Raw genomic sequence first — 19,269 nt, forward strand, 5'->3', positions numbered from 1 at the left:
AGAGGTATTCGTGGGGCTGCTCGACCAAAAAGGTGATTCAAGCAAGGCGACTTTGCGCGGCCAAAAAAGCTAACAGCCAACGGCCATCAGCCAATAGCTAAAATCACCGCCCCACAGCGGACAAAATGCTGCTGACGGCCGGCTCGGACAAGTGCAGGAAGGTGCCAGGGAACAAGCCCAGCCAGAACACCAGCACGATGAGCGGCACGAATACGGCCAACTCGCCGCCGGTGAGGTCGGTGATGGTGGCCGAGAACGACGAATCGGGGCCCAGCATGGTGCGTTGGAACAAGCGCAGCAGGTACACCGCCGAGAAGATGATGGTGAGGCCGGCCACTGCGCCCACCCAAGCCGAGTACTGGTAAATGCCGGCCAGCAGTAGGAACTCGCCCACGAAGCCGCCCGTGAGGGGCAAGGCCACGGTGCTAAGCAGCATCACCAGAAAGCACACGCTGAGCAGCGGCGTGCGGCGGGTGAGGCCCCCGAGGTCGGGCAGCAGGCGGGTGCCGGTGCGGCGCTCGATGGCGTCGGCCACGAAGAACATGCCCACCACGTTTACGCCGTGGGCCAGCATTTGCACCACGGCGCCTTGCAGGCCGATTTGGGTGAGCGAGAACACGCCGGCCGCCATCAGGCCCACGTGCGAGAGCGACGAGTAGGCGATGAGGCGCTTCATGTCGCGCTGCCGGATGGCGATGATGGCCCCGTAGATAACCCCGATGACGGCCAGGATGATGACCGGCTTCTGCCACTGGCTGACGCCGAGCGGCACAATGGGCAGCAGCCAGCGCAACGTGCCGTAGATGCCCATTTTCAGCATGATGCCCGAGAGCAGCATGGTGGCCGGCGCGGGGGCCTCAGTATAAGTATCGGGCTGCCAGGTGTGGAAGGGGAAGATGGGCATCTTCACGGCGAAGGCCGCGAAAATCAGCCAGAACAGCCACGACTGCTCGCCGGCGCTCAGCTTCAGCTTATAAAACGCCGACAGCTCGGAGGAGTGGGCGGCGAGGCTGCCGGCGGCGGGGCCGGTTTGCAGGTACAGGTACACGAAGCCGGCCAGCATGAAGAGCGAGCCCACGACGGTGTAGAGGAAAAACTTGAGCGTGACGGCAACGCGCCGCTCGCCGCCCCAGGCCCCGGCCAGGAAATAAATCGGGATGAGCGCCACTTCCCAGAAGAAGTAGAACAGAAAGGCATCCAGCGACATAAACACGCCGAGCAAGCCGGTTTGCATGAACAGCACCAGGGCGTAGAAGGCCGAGGGATTCTCGTAATTACCCCGGAACGCGGCCAGCAAAATCAGCGGCACCAGAAACGTGGTGAGCAGCACCAGTAGCAGGCTGAGGCCGTCGAGCCCAAGGTGGAAGTTGATGCCGGCCGACTGCACCCAGGCGTAGTCGAGGTTGTAGGCCGATGAGCCGTGGCGGACGAAATCGATGGCGACGAAGATGGCCAGGGCAAATTCGACCAGGGTGGCCCCCAGGGCCAGGGCCCGGGCGGTGGCTCCTTTGGTGAAGTGGAGCAGCAGCGCGGCGGCCAGGGGGAGAAAAAGCAGTACAGCAGTCAGCATCGGCAAGGCAGAAGGGCGGCGGCGGCTCCCGAACCGGGCCGCGAATTGCGTGCAAACTTACGCATTGCCAGATAAGAGCGCGCGCCTATAAAGTTTCGAAGGCCAACTTTATGCGGGGGCGGGAGTAATTTCGCCTCACTGGCCCTGCCCGTTGGCGGGGCCCCTTGCCCAAACCCGTATGGCCCGCAGCCCCATTGCCGATTTTTTGACGGCCCCGGCCACCGTGCCTATCCTCGACGTGCGGGCCCCGGCCGAGTACGCCCAGGGCCACATCCCGGGGGCCCTCAGCCTGCCGCTGTTCTCCGATGATGAGCGTGCCCGCATCGGCACTACCTATAAGCAGGTGAACCCCGACAAGGCCGTGCTGCTGGGCCTCGATTTTTTTGGCCCGAAAATGCGGGCCCTGGTGGAGCAGGCCAAGCAGCTGGCCCCCAGCCAGGAAGTGCGCCTGCACTGCTGGCGCGGCGGCATGCGCAGCGGCGCCGTGCAGTGGCTGCTGGAGCTGGCTGGCTTCGAGGTGAACCTGCTCGACCACGGCTACAAGGACTACCGCCGCTGGGCGGGGGCAGAATTTGCCCGGCTGCGGCCCCTGTACGTGGTGGGCGGCTACACCGGCAGCGGCAAAACCGAGGTGCTGCACGCGCTGGCTGCCCAGGGCCAGCCGGTGCTCGACCTGGAGGGCCTGGCCCACCACAAGGGCTCGTCGTTCGGCAGCCTGGGGCAGCCGGCCCAGCCCACGCAGGAGCAGTTCGAGAACAACCTGGCCGCCGCGCTGGGGGCCCTGCCCGCCGACCGGCCGGTGTGGGTGGAGGACGAAAGCCGCTCCATCGGCAGCCTGCACATCCCCACGCCGCTCTTCGACCAGATGCAGGCCGCGCCGCTGCTGGCCCTCGACGTGCCCCGCGCCGCCCGCGTGCCCAAGCTGGCCCTGGAGTACGGCCGCCACGACGCCGGGGCCCTGGCCAGCGCCATCCTGCGCCTGCGCAAGCGCCTCGGTGGCCTCGTCACCAAGGAGGCCCTGGCCGCCATCGCCGACAACGACATGGCGACGATGGTAGACTTGGTGCTGACATATTACGACAAAACCTACGCCTACACCATGACCAGCGTCACCGCCGGCCGCCTTACCGTGCCCATGCCCGCCGCCGATACCGACGGGGCCACCAACGCGGCATTGGTGCTGGCCGCCGCGGCCACGCTCCAGCCAACCGCTTCATAAAAAATGCTGATTCCCAAGCTGCGCGTGGCCCGGCCCACCAACGACCTGGCTGCGCCGGTGCATTTTTACTGCGAAGGCCTGGGCCTTGAACGTTTGGCTGGCTTCACCGCACACCAGGGTTTCGACGGGGTGATGCTGGGCCACCCCGGGGCCCCATACCACTTGGAATTCACCCGTGAGGATGGTCAATTAGTGGCGCCCGCGCCCACCGCCGAGCACTTGCTCGTGTTTTATTACCCCGACGCCGCAGCGTGGCAGGCGGCCACGGCCCGGCTCGAAGCGGCTGGCTACGCCGCCGTGCCAGCCCACAACCCGTATTGGGATGCGCAAGGCCGCACTTTTGCCGACCCCGACGGCTACCGCGTGGTGTTGCAGCAAGCGGCCTGGGCTCTGTAATTAACTGATGCTACGCGGCGCTCAGTAGCGCGAACTTTGTAGTTCGCGTCCTTGCGCTAACAAGGCGATTCTAACGGCGCAGAGACGCGAACTACAAAGTTCGCGCTACTCCCCTGGGGCCCCAGCACCGAAACACTGCGTAGCATCAATAATTAATAGTTATTCACATTGCGTTGTTAACACTGGTTAATAACCAAGCTTTGCTGACCATGTCCGTCCCCACCCATTCCGAAACCGAGCCCATCCGCCTTACTCAGTACAGCCACGGGGCGGGCTGCGGTTGCAAAATCGCGCCGGCCGTGCTCGACCAAATTCTGCACAGTAGCCTCCCCCAGCCCAACTACCCCGACCTGCTGGTGGGCAACGGCAGCCGCGACGATGCTGCCGTGTACCGCCTGCCCGGCCAGGACGGCCAGTGCGTCATCAGCACCACCGATTTCTTCATGCCCATCGTCGACGATGCCTACGATTTTGGGCGCATTGCCTCGGCCAACGCCATTTCCGACGTGTACGCTATGGGCGGCCGGCCAATTTTGGCCATTGCCGTGCTGGGCTGGCCCATTGGCAAGCTCGCGCCCGAAGTGGCGGCCCGCGTGACCGAGGGGGCCCGGGCCATCTGCGCCGAGGCTGGCATTCCGCTGGCCGGGGGCCACAGCATCGACGCGCCGGAGCCCATTTTTGGACTGGCCGTGACGGGCCTGGTGGCCGAGAAAGACCTCAAGCGCAACGACACGGCCCAGCCCGGCTGCCGCCTCTACCTCACCAAGCCGCTGGGCGTGGGCATGCTCACCACGGCCCAGAAGCAGGGCATCCTGCGGCCTGAGGATGCCGACGTGGCACCCGCCCAGATGCGCCAGCTCAACAAAATCGGCGCCGACCTCAGCCCGCTGCCCCAGGTGCAGGCCCTCACCGACGTCACGGGCTTCGGCCTGCTCGGGCACCTGGCCGAAGTGTGCGAAGGCAGTGGCGTGCAAGCCGTGCTCGATTTTGCCAAAGTGCCGCGCCTGGCTGCTGCCGAAACCTACCGCCGCCAGGGCGCCGTGCCCGGCGGCACCGCCCGCAACTACGCCAGCTACGGCCACAAGATAGGGCCCCTCACCGACGAGCAGCAGCAGTGGCTATGCGACCCGCAAACCTCGGGCGGCCTGCTCGTGTGCGTCACGCCCGATGGGGAAGCCGCCGTCCAAGCCGTGTTCCAGCAGTACGGCTTGGCCCTGGAGAGCTTCGGCGAACTGGTGGCGCACCGCGCCGGCGAGCCGTGGATTGTGGTCAATAGATAGTCAGCATTTAACAGTGCTTTTTAATCGAAGCCCAAAGGTTGACATCAACCCAAAAAACCGTTGTTAGATGTTAAATGACAACTGTTAAATGACAATCGCCCGCCTGGCCCCCACGCCCAGCGGCTGCCTGCACCTAGGCAACGCGGTGAACTTCGTGCTGACTTGGTTGCTCACGCGCCGGGCCGGTGGCACGCTGCACCTGCGCATTGACGACCTCGACCGCGCCCGCCTGCGCTGGCCGTACTTGGACAATATTTTCCGCGTCATCGATTGGCTGGGCATTGACTACGACCAGGGCCCCCGCAGCCCCGATGATTTCCTGCGCCACTACTCGCAACTGCTGCATCTGCCCGAATACAACGCCGTGCTGCGCCGTTTGGCCCAGCGCCCGGGGCTGCTGGAAGCCAGCCACCGCAGTCGCACCGGGGCTCCCGGGGCCCTCGTGCCGTTCGCCACGCCCGGCGCGGCCTGGCGGGCTCTGGTGCCGCCCGCCACGGCCGTACCCTGGCCCGACGCCGGCCAGGGCCCCACGCAAGTGCTGCTGGGAGAAGTAATGCCGGACTTTGTGATTCGCAAAAAAGACGGCGTGGCCGCCTACCAGGTAGCGTCGGTGGTGGATGATTTGCGACTCGGTACCACGCTCATCGTGCGCGGGCTGGACTTGCAACCCAGCACTGCCGCCCAGCTGTGGCTGGCCGCCAAGCTTTCCGAGACGGCAGCTTTCAACGCCCAGCGCATCCAGTTCTACCACCACGATTTGCTCACGGACGCGGCGGGCCAGAAGCTATCCAAATCGCAGCAGGGGGCCCTGGCTACCGGCGTGCTAGGGCAGGAGCGGGGCACCGTATTTCGCGCTGTGGCGCAGCTGCTAAAGCTGCCCGCCGAAGTGGGCGAATCGTTGGCGGCGCTGCGGGCGGCGTTTGAAGCGGCGGTTTAGGGGAGAGGGTTTGCCACCGAGCAAGGCAACGGATTGTAAAACGGAGTGGCACTCCATTGGCCGTTCGCAGTGCAGAACTGGGTGGAATCCGGTATAACCAGCACTGTAGAACGAAGTGCCACTCCGTTATACAGTGCTGGTTATACCTACTCAAAACTATGCTGGGGCCCTGTTACCGCACTTCCTTTTTAAACTCCTCGGCCCAATAATCCGCCAGGCGGGTGGGCTCGGGGAGCTTGTAGCCGCGCAGGCAGGCCAGCGTCAACCGCGTGGCGGTGGCCTGGTCGCAGCGGTGGCCGGGGCTCACGAACAGCGGCAGTACCTTGTCTTTGCTGCGAATAACTTCGCCGATTAGCTCGCCGGTTTTGGCGTCGGTGAGGGGCGTGATGCTGCCTTTTTCGGGGCCCGGTTCGGCGAAGGTGCCGGTCAGCTTGTTCTTGGCCACGCCGAAGGTGGGCACGTCGAGCAACACGCCCAGGTGCGCGGCAATGCCCACGCGGCGCGGGTGCGCAATGCCGTGGCCGTCCACCATCACCACATCGGGCTTATTTATCAGCTTGGCGAAGGCTTGCACCACGTTGCCAGCCTCGCGGAAGGAGAGGAATCCGGGCACGTAGGGCATCGTGACGGGGGCGTAGCTGTACACTTTCTCCACCAGCTCCAGCGACGGGAATTTCAGCACCACGAACACCGAGAGGATGGTTTCGGGGGTGGGAAACGACGAGTCGCAGCCCCCGATCAGGTGCGGCTCGTGGGCCAGGGGCTTGGCGCGTACCCGCTGGCGCAGCTCTTGCTGCTGGGCGGTGAGGCTGCGCACTAGGGCGGGGTCGGGTGGGGGCCCCGGGGGGCGGAAGTAGGCCATTGTGGGAATTATGAATTAAAAATTATAAATTAAAATCCAGGAGCGGTGCGGCACTTGGCGCCGGTACCAGCCGTATAAACAACCGTACTGCATACGCAAGGCTGGCCGGTGCGTAAACGTCCTAGCCGAACCGTTTTTAATTTATAATTCTGAATTTTTAATTCAAAATGCCTAAACCCGAACAGCCTGCCGCCCAGGGATCGGGGCCCCAACTGGACCGGCGCTACTATATCGACGTGGTGCGGCCGCGCTTGGGCCCCGCGCCGCTCATGGCTGCCGTGCAAGCCGATTTGCCCCAGTTCTCGCCCAGCCTGTTGGCCGGCTTTGAGCGCACGCGCGGCGAAGCCGGGGCCCTGCAAGCGGGCGACGAGTTCCACATCAAAATCCTGGGGCCCTGGAACGGCAGCGTGCGCGTGACCGAAGTGGGGACCACGTTCTTCGAACTTGTTACCCTCGAAGGCCACCCCGAGGCTGGCCGCATTCGCTTCGAAGTCCACGCCCTCGACGGCCGCGCCGACGCATTGCGGTTCGAGATCCACTCGGTGGCCCGCTCGCGCGACGGCCTGGTGGCCTTCGCCTACGACACTATTGGCGGGGGTAAAGTGATGCAGCAGGCCACGTGGGTCGAATTTTGCCAGCGCGTGGCCCAGGCCAGCGGCGGCCAGGCCCTGGGGCCCGTCACAATTGAAACCACCCGCCACGCCGCCGACGGCACCGCCGAATACACCGTTTCGCATGCGTAGCCCCGCCGCCCCGCCCGCCTGGGAGGCGTACCGCGCCCGCCTCGCCGCCTACACCGCCACTCGCGTCAACTACGACCTCGCCGCCCAGGCCGAGTACACGCCGGCTACCGGCTGGCGCATCGACGAATACGCTGTGGAACTGCCCGCCGAAGCCCCCGGGCCCCCCGCACCCGATGGCGCATTTGCCGCGGCCCAGGACGTGCTCCGGCGCTACGCCTTCCCGCCGCCCAACCTGATTACGGGCTACTTCGACCCCCGCCAGCCGCTCGAAAAGCGCATAATGGTGCTACGGGCGCACTTTCTGGTGTTCAACTTCTACTTCGGCGTGCGCGTGGCCGACGTGGTGGACGCTGCCAGCCAGGAGGGCCCCGGGGGCCCCGAGCGGGTTTGGGGCTACGGCTACCGCACGCTCGAAGGCCACTTCGAGCGTGGCCAGATTAACTTCTCGGCGCACAAAAATCTGGCGACCGGCGCAGTAGATTTTCGCATCCGCGCCGTGTCGCAACCTGGGCGCATCGGCAACCCGTTCTACTGGCTGGGGTTCAAGCTGTTTGGTCGAATGCTCCAGCGCCGGTTTGCGCACGAGTCGCTGGCCCGCATGCGCCGCTTGGTGGCCGAAGCGTTGGCGTAGCCACAACCTTTTGGGGCCCCGGCGGGTTGAAAGGCTTTGTGCGTAACCAAAATTGGTTGTGCGCAATTAATTTGACTATTTCTCCAAAACCAATTTTAATGAGTACCACCAAAGCCTACGCGGCCCCCGCCGCCAGCATTCCCCTCGAGCCCTTCACGCTGGAGCGCCGCACCCCGGGCCCCCACGACGTGCAGATTGACATCTTGTTCTGTGGCGTGTGCCACTCCGACCTGCACCAAATCCGCGACGAGTGGGGCGGTTCCATCTTTCCGATGGTGCCCGGCCACGAAATCGTGGGCCGCGTAGCCGCCGTGGGCGACCACGTGAAGAACTTCAAAGTGGGCGACTTGGCCGGCGTGGGCTGCATGGTGGATTCGTGCCGCGAGTGCTCGTCGTGCAAAGAGGGCCTGGAGCAATACTGCGAAACCACTGGCATGGTGGGCACCTACAACAGCCGCGAAATCGGCAGTGGGGCCCCCACCTACGGCGGCTATTCGCAACAGATTGTGGTGGACGAAAAGTACACGCTTAAAGTGAGCGAGAAGCTGGACCTGGCCCGCGTGGCCCCGCTGCTGTGCGCCGGCATCACCACCTACTCGCCCCTGCGCCAGTGGAAAGTAGGCGCTGGCCACCGCGTGGCCGTCATGGGCCTGGGCGGCCTCGGCCACATGGCCGTGAAATTTGCCGCGGCCCTCGGCGCGGAAGTAACCGTGCTGAGCACCTCGCCCGAAAAAGAGGCCGATGCCAAAGCCCTGGGGGCCCACAAGTTCATCGTAACCAAGGACAAGGAGCAGTTTAAGTCGGTGAATAACTACTTCGACTTCATCATCAACACCATTTCGGCCCAGATTGACCTCGGTGCCTACGTGAGCTTGCTCCGCCTCGACGGCACGATGATTCTGCTGGGCGTACCCACCGAAGCGCCGCAGCTGCACGCGTTCAACCTCATTGCCAAGCGCCGCCGCGTGGCCGGCTCGCTCATCGGGGGCATCGCCGAAACTCAGGAAATGCTGGACTTCTGCGCCGAGCACAACATCATGTCCGACATTGAGATGATTGACATCCAGCACATCAACGAAGCCTACGAGCGCATGCTGAAAGGCGACGTGAAGTACCGCTTCGTCATCGACGTAGCCTCGCTGAACTAACCAGCTGGGCCCCAGGGGCCCAGCACCAACGCAAAACGCCGGCTTTCCGCAAGGAAGGCCGGCCGTTTTGCATCTATTTATTTCGAAGCTGGGGCCCCTGGTTCACTGCTTGCTGAACACGTAGGAATCCTGTTCCAAGAACGGGTTAACGCGCAGCTCCATCGTGCGCACGCGGGCCCCTTCGGCCCGGAACAGGGCCGGAAAAATGCCGTAAGCGGGGTTAGAATACGTGGTGCGGAACTGCTCGCCGTCCATGTAATCCAGCGTGGCCACCAAGCCGGGGTGGTTGGAAAAGTGCACTTGCAGCTGCCGCCCCTGGGCTTCCACCGTCACGGCGCCGTACACCGGGTTGCGGTACACGCCGGCGTAGGTGAGCAGGTCGCGGGTGGGGCGGTTCTTGCGTTGTACGCGGGTGGCCAGCTCAGCAATGTTGCGATGCGATTCCTCGCGGCCGGGCCGGGCCAGCGTGTACAGCTGGCGGCTGCGGTCCACGTAGGGCACGGCCAGGTAGGCATCGAGCAGCTGGTAGCGCAGGGCCTCAAAAAAGCTCTGGTTGTCCTGGTTGGTGAGCACAGCAATGCCCAGGCCCTCCTCGGGCACGAAGCACACATTGGTCACGAACCCGTTGGCCCCGCCCGTGTGCCAAAACACCTGCCGCCCAGCGTAGTCGCCGATGAACACGCCCAGCCCGTACATGGAAAAATGGCTGGGCAGGATTGACGATTTCGCGTCCGATACCAGCGTATTAACGGCCCGGGTGCGGTGCAGCGTAGCCCAAGGCAGCACCTGCCGCCCGGCGTAGCGCCCGCTGTCGAGCTGGAACTTGAGCCAGTGCCCCAGGTCGTTGGCGCACGACACGAGGCCGGCGGCCGGCGCCAGGTTGTCGATGTGGTCGAACGGTAGCGGAATCAGGGGCCCAAACGCATCGGAGTACGGCCGCGCAATGTTGGGCCGCTGCGCGTAGCCAGCTGTGAGTGGGTAGGTGCGGTCCATGCCCAGCGGCGTGAGCAGGCGCTGCTGAATCCAGTCTTCCCAACGCTTGCCGTCCAGCACCTGCGGAATGATTTCGCCCGCCGCCAGGAAGCCCGAGTTGCAGTAGCCATAGGTTTGGCGGAACGGGTTGACGGGCCGCAGGTTGCGCATCTTGTCCACAATATCGGCCCGGCTAAGGCTGGAATTCCAAAACGTGAAATCGCCTTGAAACGTCCGGGTGCCCAAGTGGTGCCCCAGCAAGTCGCGGATGCTTACCAGCTTGGTACTGGTTGAATCGTACAGCCGGTACCCGGGCAAGTACCGGCGCACCGGGTCGTTCAACGTCAGGCGTTTCTCTTCTTCCAGCTGCGCCAAGGCGGTGCCCGTGAACAGCTTTGTGTTAGAAGCAATCATGAACAAAGTGTTGGCATCGACCGGCTCTGGCTCGCCCACCGCCCGCACACCGAAGCCTTGCGTAGCCACCACCTGCCCGTCCTTCACCACCACCACGGCCAGCCCCGGAATGTCCCACAGCCGCAGGCCACGCTGCACATAAGCGGCCAAACTGTCGCGCAAAAACCTCGGCCCGTAGGCGCGGGGCTGCGCCGCGGCGGGCAGGGCCCCCAGCAGCAACGCCACCATCCCCAGCAGCAGGCCGCGGCGAAACGCAAAACAAAAGAACATGAAAAAGAAAAAAGGCCGGATGGGATGCGAAAAATAAGCATGCCACCGGCAAAGCCGTTGGTTTCTTTTGCGAAACGATGGAGGCAAACCTAAATATTATTGGCTGGCCCACAAAAAAAGCCCTGCGCGGTGCGCAGGGCTTTTTGGCAACTGGTAAAAAACTATTGTTTCACCACCTTGAGGCGCTGAGTCTGGCCGTCCTGGTAGCGCACCTGCACCACGTACAGGCCGTGGGGCAGGCTGGCCAAATCCGATAGCACCAGATTGGAGGCACCAGCGGCCAGCATGGGCTGCCAGCTGCGCACCTGGCGGCCTACGCCGTCGAGCACGCTCACCGTCGCCTGGCCCGCGGCCACCGTTTGCAGCGCTAAGTTGATTTCCGAAGCAAATGGGTTGGGGTACCCTTTCACCGAAGCCGCCAGGGCCCCGCCGAAGGTGAGCGACTGCGGTGCAAACAAGCTTTCCTTGCCGTCCACGTCCAGTTGGCGTAAGCGGTAGTAGCGGGTGCCCTGCTTGTTGGCCGTCGCGTCGCGGTACTGGTAGGTGCGCACTTCCGAGCTGTTGGGGGAAGCCGCGGCCACGAAGGCGAGCTTGCTGAACGTCGTGCCATCAGTGGAGACCTGCACTTCGAAGCCGGCGTTGTTGAGCTCTTGGGCGGTGGTCCAGGTGAGCAATGCGTTGGGGCCCTGCGCCACGGCGGCAAAGCTGGTCAGGGTTACCGGCAGCGGGTTAGTAGCGTCACCCAGGGTGAACAACGCTGCTAACGTATTTGTGATACCAGTAATTGTCACTGTTTTAGCGCTAGTGCTGATGCCAGTCCCCGGCTTGGCTAAGGGAGCGAATGGGATGCCACCAGCACTTATTGAACGAAATAAGACCAGATTATTTTCGGAAATTTTGTTCAGTTCAGCGCTGAGGTAGTGAAACACAAGGCTGAAAGTCAAATTATCTGGATTATCAGGCTTGAACGTGAAGCTACGGCGAATGCTTTGGCTCGTACCGACTCCATTGTAGATATTGCTGGTAACCCGTGTTACTTGTGTTTTACCAGGATCGCCACCCGTTGCGATTAAATCAATACCAATATTGCCAAAAGAGTTAGTTTGGCCGCCAGTAACCACGCGGTTAGGGGTACGCAATACGCCTAGTACATAACCAACTTCTGACTCACCACTAATTTGGGCAGTAGCGTCCAAGTCAATGCCATATATGTTGATATTGTCGGTACGAGTGACTACTATGCCTCCAGTATCGGCGAATAAGAGTCTGTTGCGAATGCTCATCTGACTAGTGAGCGTTTTTGTGCTACTGCCTTCGACGCGAAAGTTATAGAAAGAGCCGCCATCGAAAGTTTGCGCCGTATTGCCAGCTAATACAAAAACACCGTTCGATTGGTAAAGGCCGCCACGAGAGTCCAGAAAATCGCCAAATACCTGTAATTCACCGCCACTAAGTTCTATAAGCTTATTGCCTTGCTCCCGTGCATCGTCCGTAATTCGCAGAGTGCGTGCCTGGGCGAATCCATAATCGACATTGGGATATTTACCATTCGCGTTGTACGGAATAGTAACGTCCGTATTATCTGTAGGTTCTCCATTAGGAGACCAGTTAGCAGCATTATGCCAGTCGCGCGATTCCCCGTTCCCTGTCCATTGGGCAGGTACACTTCCTGTAACGTCGAAAGTGAATTTGTATGTACTGTTGGGATCACCGTCCGTAATGTTGTACGAACCGCTACCACCAGAATTATTGTAAGTGCCTTGAGCAACAAAATATAATTCTACTACATAGCGACCCGGGCCATTAGTACTAGCTACTAGGTTTGGTAAATTGTTCGTATTGCTCCATTTCTTATTGTTGCCGCTAACGTTTTGGAAAGCCAGTGATAAAGGGGTGAATGTAGTGGGAACTGTAGTCGATTCACGGTATACCCGGTAGAGCAACTGAGCGGCCTGAATATCATCGCCGTTATCATTGTATGTATTGCCTTCACCACCCAGCGAGACGTTTCCAAAGCCTCGATCAAAGCTGCCGATGTTGCCGGCCGTTGTGATGTCAGGATTGCTTGTATCGCTACCGTCGGCCGCAGCCTTGTAATACTTGCCGTTGATAATGATGTAATCCTTAAAAAAGCCGCTGTCAGCCTTTGCTTGGTTGGCAAATCCGGTGAGTAGCAATAGGGCCATTGCCGTCATTAGCGCAGCTTTGCTACCAGATAATATTCGCCTCGATAACGAATAGAATGCGATGAAATGAGTGTTTAAATTTTTTTGCATGATGCTAATAAATAACAGGAGGAAAAGACAGGCAAATATACGGGCATCCGTAAGTTTGGATGATATTGTACAAGAAAATATTGCTTATCTCCATTTTATGCAAAACAATTGTAATCCTTATTGGTATAGGGTCAATTCTGTATTGTGAATGTGCTATAAGGTAGGCGGGTGTTTTCTAGCCATCGAGAGCAGATACGTGTTACTTTTTGGTTAAGAACCAAAAAAACGGGGCGATTAAGAGCATGAAAAATAAAAAGGCCCCTCCTAATGGAGGGGCCTTTTTTTAATAATAGCGGGATACCCGGCCTAGATAGCAATAAACAGCCGGCTCAGATAATACACGTAGTAGTAGTAGTCATACCATAAGAATATTGATCGTTGCACGCGAATAGATATAGATAATAGTGGCGGTAAAGCCGCCATAGCGATATAAATGAGTACGCTAATCAGATATTACAATGCGTTTTTGAGTAATGTTACCGCTGCTGGCCAAAGAGAGAAAGTAGGTGCCGGCAGGCAGGTTTTTAGGTAATGATAGCGGAGATAGGTAGTGGACTTCGGTGGGCGTGATCGTCTGGACCAATACTGGGCGCCCAAGGGCGTCGAAGAGATGCATGGAAAGGCTTTCTCCCGCATACCCCTGGAGCAATAGTTTCACAGGACGGCCAACGCTGGGATTAGGGTACACTTCAACCTGCCGCGCCACGCGGGGGGCGGGCGCCAAGGCAACTACACTGCTGTAATGAACTGCGCCGTTACGGTCAACTTGGCGCAAACGATAATAGGTAGAAGCAGTAAGCCGCTTTGGGTCGGGCCATTGGTAGGCCAAGGCCCGGGTGCTGCTCCCCGCAGCAGCCATGCGACCGGTTTCGGTAAAAGCGATGCTGTCGGTGGAGCGCTCGATGGCAAAGTAATCGGTGTTGCGCTCTGTAGCCGTATTCCATTGAAGTGTGGCATAGCTATTCGCGTCGGTTGTACCAGTGAAGGTCGTCAGCTCGACGGGTAACGGTGCGGTTGGTGCCGCACGCGTTGCGGTAGAAAAGCTGCTGCCACGAATATTATAAGTAATGCTGACGCTATCAGTATTGTATTCAGCATTAGTGACATAGTAATAAGTATTGGGTTGCAGTCCCGTAACTATGATAGAGTGGCCTGTGCCATTGTATACCGCGTATCCAGCACCAAGCTTAGCCCCTTGCCCATACGCTGCATTGGCCGTATAAAACTGGTTGTTAACAGCAGTTAGGGGCGCTGATACATCGCCCCCAGTTGGGGCGATTGCTACTACTCGGCCTTGACCCGTACCACGTTTACCAAAACTCAACTCCATGGTAGTAGCCGTGACGCGGACCAACCCGGCTTCGCCGCCTAGAGTAGGGGCCGCAACCTGCGCTGAAGCGGTGTGGCCAGCCAGCCCGGCCACTAGGCCCACCACAAGGGTTAAGAAGCGCAAATTCATATAAAAGCTAGTAGAAAGTGGAACCAAATATGGAATATGATAAAAAGAATGATAATTTATAAAATTATAAATATTCCAATAATAAATAACGGCTTATAATTTAAATGCAACTCGCTGGCCAGCTGTTTTGCGATGGACAAATATAGGACTAAAAATCAAATTGTAGACTTATTTCTCGTTTTATGAGATAAAAAAGAAAGTATTATTGCACTTTAATAAGAAAAACGATTTATTAAACATTACGCAAAATCATATTTCTATAAAAAATAATAAATGTGCAAATAGTATTAACTAAAGCTGCTTTCTCTTGATGTGTTATTGCTGGGCTGGCGTTTGCCGTAAAAAAGGGCGGCCCCGTGGGCTGCCCTGGTCTGGCTATTATTATATAAGGTGGCTGAGCGGCTGTTCAGTATGGCGGGGGCCGTGATGGGGCATCAAGTCAAGTGGCTGAGTGGTAGGGTATCCTCCCAAGTTTGCCGGTAGGCTTAACGCTGGGAAGTGCGGGCTGGGGTTTCGGTTCCTCTCTGGCAGTGCTCACTAATGCAAGCTAGTAGCAGAAGACGTTTATAAACGCATGCTTAATAGATTAAGGAGCAAGTAGTGAAGCCCGAATGCCCGGCGGGGGTGCCAGCGGAAACCGGGGCCCCGTGCCGTATTTTTACCGCTATGTTCTTCCAGTTTGGCCCCCGCAGCGCGTTGCTATTGCCGTTTGTGGTGCCGGGGGCGGTGGCTGCGCTGTGGCTGCTGGGCCGGGCCCTGCGGCGTGGGGCCCCGCCGACGCCCTGCTGGCGCTGCTCATTGCCCTGCCTACAATCAGCGTGACGCAATGGATGCTGGGCTACGCGGGCTGGTTTGATAGCCACGACGGGTACTCAACGGTGATGTTTTACGTGCCCTGGCACCTGGGCACGGCCCTGGGAGCGGGCTACTACCTGTATTTCCGCAGCCTCACCAACCAGGAATTCCGCTGGCGGCCACTGGTACTGCATTTGCTGCCGGCGCTGCTGGAGCTGGGCCTGTTTGCGGCGGCGGCGGCCTACGACCTGCTGTGGTGGCGCGGGCTGCACGGCCGGCCGTTGCCCGACTTCTTCGGCACCAAGGGCGCGGCGGCCACGGCCCTCGACGGGCTGGCCCTGCCACTGGCCCTGATCAGCCACGGGCTGCTGCTGGGCTACGGCCTGCGCATGTGGGCCGAGTACCGCCGCTACCGCCGCTACCTCGACGACAACTTCTCGGACCCCGAGCGCCTGCGCTTTGCCGGGCTGCGGCAACTGCTGCTGCTGCAATTGCTGGTCCTGACGCTGGGCTTGCTGTACACGGCTCTGAACACAGTGTTTGAATTCAGCTACGACATGGCCTGGAATTTCTTCGCCCTGCGCGGCATCCTTATATATGGGCTAACGGTGGTGGGCATCCAGGCCAACTACGCGGCCGCTACCAGCCCGCTTCGCTTTGGGGCCCCGGCGGTGCCCGCAGCGGCAGACGAAGCCGTGGACGAAGCCGCGCCACTGCCCGGTAGCGGCGCGGGTTTGGAGCTGGTAGCGCTGGGGCCCCAGCAGCGGCCACCGTGCGCCCAGCCACCGCCGCGGCCGCGGGGCCCCCGTTGCCCGCCGCGCCGCTACCGCCTGAGCTGGGGCCCTGGCGCGACAAGCTGTTGGCCCTGATGGCCGACGAGCAGCCCTGGCTGGAGCCCGAGCTGACCCTCACCGAGCTGGCTCACCGCCTGCGCACGCACCCGGCCCTGCTCTCCAAGGTTATCAACGCGGGCTGCGGGCAGAACTTCAACGACTTCGTGAACACCTACCGGGTGCAGGAGGCGCGCCGCAAGCTGGCCGACCCGCGCTTTGGGCACTACTCGCTGGTGGGGGTGGCCCTGGAGAGCGGATTCAACTCAAAGTCAACGTTTAACCGCGTGTTCAAAAAGCTGCTGGACCAGGCCCCCAGCGAGGTAATGCGGCCCAAATCATAAGTTGGGACGGGCCATATTATGGCTTGGAGCGCCGGCTGTGGGGCGGGGGAGGACCTTTGGGCCATCGTTTCACGCTCATCATTCCTCTCCGCTATGCGCTTCTCCTGGTTCGCCTTCGCCCTGTTTTCCTTAGCTGCGCTGTTGGCTTGCGGCGGAATTACCTCGCATACCTATATAAAGGTCGGCGAGCAGTTTGTGCTGGGCGGCTGGCAGCGGGGGACGTTTCGCGTAAAGGCCCGCAACAGTGGTCCGGTGCCGGTGAGCGTAGCCGAGCGTCGGACCAGCGGCGCGGTGCAGGAGCGGGGCCGCCTCGAACCGGGGCAGGACGCGGCGCTGGCCTGCGGGGCCGGCTCGGCCTTGCTGATGCGCAACCTTGGCGACCGCACGGCCGAGATAGACGCGAAAATTACCGGCGACGCCTCCTTTAGCATGGGCATGACCCAGGAAGCTTTGAAATAAATAATCGACCGGGCCCGGTAACGTTTGGCCCGGGGCCCGGTAGCCGCGGCAATGCGCCGGGTTGGCGGTGCGGCAAGCAACCATCCGCGGTCCGCCCGCATCTGTGTTGGCGGTTCCCTTTCCTACTACCCACTACGCATGAAAAAATTTACTCGTTGCGCGACGGGCGGGCTGCTGAGCCTGCTCCTCGCGGTGGCCACTGCCTTGCCCGCGGCGGCCCAGGGCCCCGCGGCTGGTACCGGCGCGCTCATCGGCACGGTGCTCGACTCGGCTAGCCGCCAGCCGGTGGCCTACGCCACGGTGGTGCTGCTGCCGCCGGCCCCCAACGAGAAGCCCATTACCGGCGTGGCGGCCGACGACCAGGGCAAGTTCAGCTTCACCAAGCTGGCGGCGGGGCCCTTCCGGCTGCGGGCCAGCTACGTGGGCTACGGCACCCGCACCCGCGCCGTGGTGGTGGGCACGGGCCCCACCGACGTGGGGGCCCTGCGCCTGCGGGCCGCGGCCCAAGCGCTGGGCGAGGCCGTCATCATCGGCTCGAAGCCGGTGGTGGAGGTGCGCCCCGACCGCCTGGTGTACAACGCCGACCAGGACGTGAGCAACGCCGGCGGCACCGCCCAGGACGTGCTGCGCAAGGCCCCGCTGCTGGCCGTGGACGGCGACGGCAACGTAACAATGCGCGGTTCGGCCAATTTCAAGGTGCTTGTTAATAATAAGCCTTCGCCCACGCTGGCCCGCAACCTGGCCGAGGCGCTCAAGAGCATCCCGGCCGAGCAAATCCAGAGCGTGGAGGTCATCACCACGCCGCCCGCCAAGTACGACGGCGAGGGCACGGCCGGCATCATCAACATCGTGCTTAAGAAGGGCACCAAGCAGGGCGCCAACGGCCGGCTGGGCCTCAGCAGTGGCAACCGCAACACCAACTTCAACTCGGCCCTGAACTTCCGGCAGGGCAAAATCAATTTCACGTCGTCGGCCAACGCGGGGGCCTGGTACAACCCTGGCCAGTCGGAAACCTACCGCTTGGGCTACTCGCCGGCCGGCACCGACACGCTGCGCCGCAGCGGCAGCCGCTACAACAAGGGCGGCTGGACCTACGGCACCGTGGGCCTCGACTACGACCCCGCCGAGCACCACAGCATCACGCTGGCCGGCTCCGTCAACTACTACCAGGGCCAGGGCACGAACGACCTGGTCAACCGCTTCACCTCGCCCGTAGTGGCCAATAACCAGCTTTTTGCGCGCAGTACCAAGGAGGTGTTCAACGGCCTCAACGTGGAGGGTACCGCCACCTACACCCGCACCTTTTCCCAGGCCCGCAAGGAGTGGAGCGTGCTGGGCCAGTACGCCCTCAACACCGGCACGTTTGGCTACGACTACGACCAGTTCCAAGGTTCCAGCGTGCCGCTTAGCAGCGCCGAGGCCAGCTACCGCGAGCGTAGCCGGGGCCGCACGCCCGGCCAAGAAGTGACGCTGCAAACCGACTTTACGCAGCCCCTGGGCGAGCAAAGCAAGCTGGAAGTGGGCCTGAAGGGCATTTTTCGGAGCACCGGCTCGGTGGCCACCGTCGATACGCTGCGCACCAACTACGGCCCCACGCTGGCCGGTGACCCGCGCCGCAGCATCGACTTCAGCTACCGCCAGGACGTGCAGGCGGCCTACGGCATCTACTCGTTTGGGGTGGGCAAGAAGCTGAGTGCCAGCCTGGGCAGCCGCCTGGAGCGCACCAGCGTCAACGCCGACTTCCGCACCACCAACTCGCAGTTTGCCCCCAGCTACTTCACGGTGCTGCCCAACGGCTTTGCCCAGTACAAGCTCAGCGAGGCCAGCAGCGTGCGCGCCGCGTACAGCCGCCGCATCACGCGGCCGGCCATCGATTACCTCAACCCCTTCCGCGACGCTTCTACGCCGGGGTTTGTATCCTTCGGCAACCCTTTTCTCAGCCCCGAGCTGACGGACTCCTACGAGCTGAGCTACAACACCACCGTCAAAATCACCACCCTCAACGCGGCGCTTTCGGTGCGCCACACCGGCAACGCCATTGAGGGCGTGAACCTGCCCAGCGACACGCAGGGCGTTATTGCCACCACCTATGCCAACGTGGCGGCCAATACATTTTATCAGTTCAACGTGTACGCCTCCCTCAAGCCCAGCCCCAAGTGGGACCTGAGCGCGGGCCCCGACGTGCAGTACGTGGTGCGCCGCTCGCCCTCGCTGCAAGCCGACCAGCGGGGCTTCACGGCCAGCCTCAACCTCAACACCTCGTACCGGCTGCCCAAAGAATACACCATCCAAGCCTTCGCCTACGGCTCGCTGCGCACCATCGACATCCAGGGCTACGGCCCGGCTAACCTGTATTATTCCTTCGGGGGCAAAAAAACCTTCTGGGATAAAAAGGCCGACGTGTCGCTCAACATCACCAGCCCTTTCAACGGGCGCTGGGCCTACCGCTCCACCCTCAGCACGCCCGCTTTCGACCAGCGCTCCACCTTCTACGCCTACCAGCGGTCCTTCCGCCTGAGCTTTGCCTACCGCTTCGGGCAGGAGCAGCAGGGCAAGCAGCGCAAGAGCATCAACAACGACGACACCAAGGGCGGTGGTAGCAAGCAGGGCGGCTAGGGCCCCGGGGGGTACTCGTGAATAAGGTTGGACAGTGCTAGTGTTTTA

16 protein-coding genes are annotated in these 19,269 nt (G+C 61.4%); 11 read left to right on the top strand and 5 right to left on the bottom strand.

The genetic code is table 11. From position 1 onward, the window contains the following. Positions 1-103 precede the first annotated feature (103 nt). Complete coding sequence (locus BEN49_RS05200; RefSeq protein WP_070741730.1) at positions 104-1,570, bottom strand: complex I subunit 4 family protein; 1,467 nt, start codon at positions 1,568-1,570, stop codon at positions 104-106. Positions 1,571-1,748: 178 nt separating this feature from the next. Between BEN49_RS05200 and mnmH the strand changes: the two genes are divergently transcribed. The 4 genes from mnmH to BEN49_RS05220 all read left to right on the top strand — a co-directional run bounded on the left by mnmH (position 1,749) and on the right by BEN49_RS05220 (position 5,402). Then, positions 1,749-2,789 carry a tRNA 2-selenouridine(34) synthase MnmH gene (mnmH, locus tag BEN49_RS05205; protein ID WP_070741813.1) on the top strand — a complete coding sequence of 347 codons (1,041 nt, stop codon included), beginning with the start codon at positions 1,749-1,751 and terminating at the stop codon, positions 2,787-2,789. A gap of 3 nt (positions 2,790-2,792) precedes the next feature. Further along, positions 2,793-3,185: a VOC family protein gene (locus BEN49_RS05210; RefSeq protein ID WP_070741733.1), complete on the top strand. Its 393-nt coding sequence runs from the start codon at positions 2,793-2,795 to the stop codon at positions 3,183-3,185. Between the two features lie 209 nt (positions 3,186-3,394). Continuing rightward, positions 3,395-4,465, top strand: a complete 1,071-nt coding sequence (selD, locus tag BEN49_RS05215; RefSeq protein WP_070741815.1) for a selenide, water dikinase SelD — start codon at positions 3,395-3,397, stop codon at positions 4,463-4,465. A gap of 88 nt (positions 4,466-4,553) precedes the next feature. Then, entirely contained in the window at positions 4,554-5,402 is an 849-nt protein-coding gene (locus BEN49_RS05220) for a glutamate--tRNA ligase family protein (protein ID WP_070741737.1), read from the top strand. Between the two features lie 172 nt (positions 5,403-5,574). On the opposite strand, the gene nfi is transcribed toward BEN49_RS05220, so the two are convergent. After that, a complete protein-coding gene (nfi, locus tag BEN49_RS05225; protein ID WP_070741740.1) occupies positions 5,575-6,264 on the bottom strand; it encodes a deoxyribonuclease V in 690 nt (229 codons plus the stop codon). Positions 6,265-6,431: 167 nt separating this feature from the next. Here nfi and BEN49_RS05230 point away from each other — a divergent pair, with 167 nt between their 5' ends. From BEN49_RS05230 to BEN49_RS05240, 3 genes are all read left to right on the top strand, one after another. After that, positions 6,432-7,007 carry a DUF1990 family protein gene (locus BEN49_RS05230; RefSeq protein ID WP_070741743.1) on the top strand — a complete coding sequence of 192 codons (576 nt, stop codon included), beginning with the start codon at positions 6,432-6,434 and terminating at the stop codon, positions 7,005-7,007. Continuing rightward, positions 7,000-7,638, top strand: coding sequence for a DUF1990 domain-containing protein (locus BEN49_RS05235; RefSeq protein ID WP_070741746.1), 639 nt, complete (start codon positions 7,000-7,002; stop codon positions 7,636-7,638). The genes BEN49_RS05230 and BEN49_RS05235 overlap by 8 nt, the downstream gene beginning before the upstream one ends. Before the next feature lie 98 nt (positions 7,639-7,736). After that, complete coding sequence (locus tag BEN49_RS05240) at positions 7,737-8,786, top strand: NAD(P)-dependent alcohol dehydrogenase (RefSeq protein WP_070741748.1); 1,050 nt, start codon at positions 7,737-7,739, stop codon at positions 8,784-8,786. 102 nt (positions 8,787-8,888) lie between these two features. Here BEN49_RS05240 and BEN49_RS05245 read toward each other — a convergent pair whose 3' ends face one another. From BEN49_RS05245 to BEN49_RS25355, 3 genes are all read right to left on the bottom strand, one after another. Beyond that, positions 8,889-10,442 (bottom strand): serine hydrolase, encoded by a 1,554-nt coding sequence (locus tag BEN49_RS05245; RefSeq protein ID WP_070741751.1) that lies wholly within the window; start codon positions 10,440-10,442, stop codon positions 8,889-8,891. A gap of 161 nt (positions 10,443-10,603) precedes the next feature. Beyond that, on the bottom strand, positions 10,604-12,718 hold the full coding sequence (locus tag BEN49_RS25350; RefSeq protein ID WP_083325795.1) for a T9SS type A sorting domain-containing protein: 2,115 nt from the start codon (positions 12,716-12,718) through the stop codon (positions 10,604-10,606). A gap of 442 nt (positions 12,719-13,160) precedes the next feature. Continuing rightward, a complete protein-coding gene (locus tag BEN49_RS25355; protein ID WP_158022757.1) occupies positions 13,161-14,048 on the bottom strand; it encodes a T9SS type A sorting domain-containing protein in 888 nt (295 codons plus the stop codon). Positions 14,049-14,914: 866 nt separating this feature from the next. Between BEN49_RS25355 and BEN49_RS05255 the strand changes: the two genes are divergently transcribed. The 4 genes from BEN49_RS05255 (at position 14,915) to BEN49_RS05270 (ending at position 19,221) form a co-directional block, all read left to right on the top strand. Continuing rightward, positions 14,915-15,841 (top strand): hypothetical protein, encoded by a 927-nt coding sequence (locus BEN49_RS05255; RefSeq protein WP_070741758.1) that lies wholly within the window; start codon positions 14,915-14,917, stop codon positions 15,839-15,841. Further along, a complete protein-coding gene (locus BEN49_RS05260; RefSeq protein ID WP_125916537.1) occupies positions 15,781-16,146 on the top strand; it encodes a helix-turn-helix domain-containing protein in 366 nt (121 codons plus the stop codon). Before BEN49_RS05255 ends, BEN49_RS05260 begins: the two co-directional genes overlap by 61 nt. Positions 16,147-16,239: 93 nt before the next feature. Then, positions 16,240-16,605: a hypothetical protein gene (locus BEN49_RS05265; protein ID WP_070741764.1), complete on the top strand. Its 366-nt coding sequence runs from the start codon at positions 16,240-16,242 to the stop codon at positions 16,603-16,605. 138 nt (positions 16,606-16,743) lie between these two features. Next, complete coding sequence (locus tag BEN49_RS05270; RefSeq protein ID WP_070741767.1) at positions 16,744-19,221, top strand: TonB-dependent receptor; 2,478 nt, start codon at positions 16,744-16,746, stop codon at positions 19,219-19,221. Positions 19,222-19,269 lie beyond the last annotated feature (48 nt).

Source organism: Hymenobacter coccineus (assembly GCF_001816125.1).
Lineage (GTDB): Bacteria > Bacteroidota > Bacteroidia > Cytophagales > Hymenobacteraceae > Hymenobacter > Hymenobacter coccineus.

Bases quoted from the DNA above. Each gene is read 5' to 3' on its own strand.
- BEN49_RS05200 (WP_070741730.1), bottom strand. From the start codon at position 1,570: ATGCTGACTGCTGTACTGCTTTTTCTCCCCCTGGCCGCCGCGCTGCTG.
- mnmH (WP_070741813.1), top strand. From the start codon at position 1,749: ATGGCCCGCAGCCCCATTGCCGATTTTTTGACGGCCCCGGCCACCGTG.
- BEN49_RS05210 (WP_070741733.1), top strand. From the start codon at position 2,793: ATGCTGATTCCCAAGCTGCGCGTGGCCCGGCCCACCAACGACCTGGCT.
- selD (WP_070741815.1), top strand. From the start codon at position 3,395: ATGTCCGTCCCCACCCATTCCGAAACCGAGCCCATCCGCCTTACTCAG.
- BEN49_RS05220 (WP_070741737.1), top strand. From the start codon at position 4,554: ATGACAATCGCCCGCCTGGCCCCCACGCCCAGCGGCTGCCTGCACCTA.
- nfi (WP_070741740.1), bottom strand. From the start codon at position 6,264: ATGGCCTACTTCCGCCCCCCGGGGCCCCCACCCGACCCCGCCCTAGTG.
- BEN49_RS05230 (WP_070741743.1), top strand. From the start codon at position 6,432: ATGCCTAAACCCGAACAGCCTGCCGCCCAGGGATCGGGGCCCCAACTG.
- BEN49_RS05235 (WP_070741746.1), top strand. From the start codon at position 7,000: ATGCGTAGCCCCGCCGCCCCGCCCGCCTGGGAGGCGTACCGCGCCCGC.
- BEN49_RS05240 (WP_070741748.1), top strand. From the start codon at position 7,737: ATGAGTACCACCAAAGCCTACGCGGCCCCCGCCGCCAGCATTCCCCTC.
- BEN49_RS05245 (WP_070741751.1), bottom strand. From the start codon at position 10,442: ATGTTCTTTTGTTTTGCGTTTCGCCGCGGCCTGCTGCTGGGGATGGTG.
- BEN49_RS25350 (WP_083325795.1), bottom strand. From the start codon at position 12,718: ATGCAAAAAAATTTAAACACTCATTTCATCGCATTCTATTCGTTATCG.
- BEN49_RS25355 (WP_158022757.1), bottom strand. From the start codon at position 14,048: ATGGAGTTGAGTTTTGGTAAACGTGGTACGGGTCAAGGCCGAGTAGTA.
- BEN49_RS05265 (WP_070741764.1), top strand. From the start codon at position 16,240: ATGCGCTTCTCCTGGTTCGCCTTCGCCCTGTTTTCCTTAGCTGCGCTG.
- BEN49_RS05270 (WP_070741767.1), top strand. From the start codon at position 16,744: ATGAAAAAATTTACTCGTTGCGCGACGGGCGGGCTGCTGAGCCTGCTC.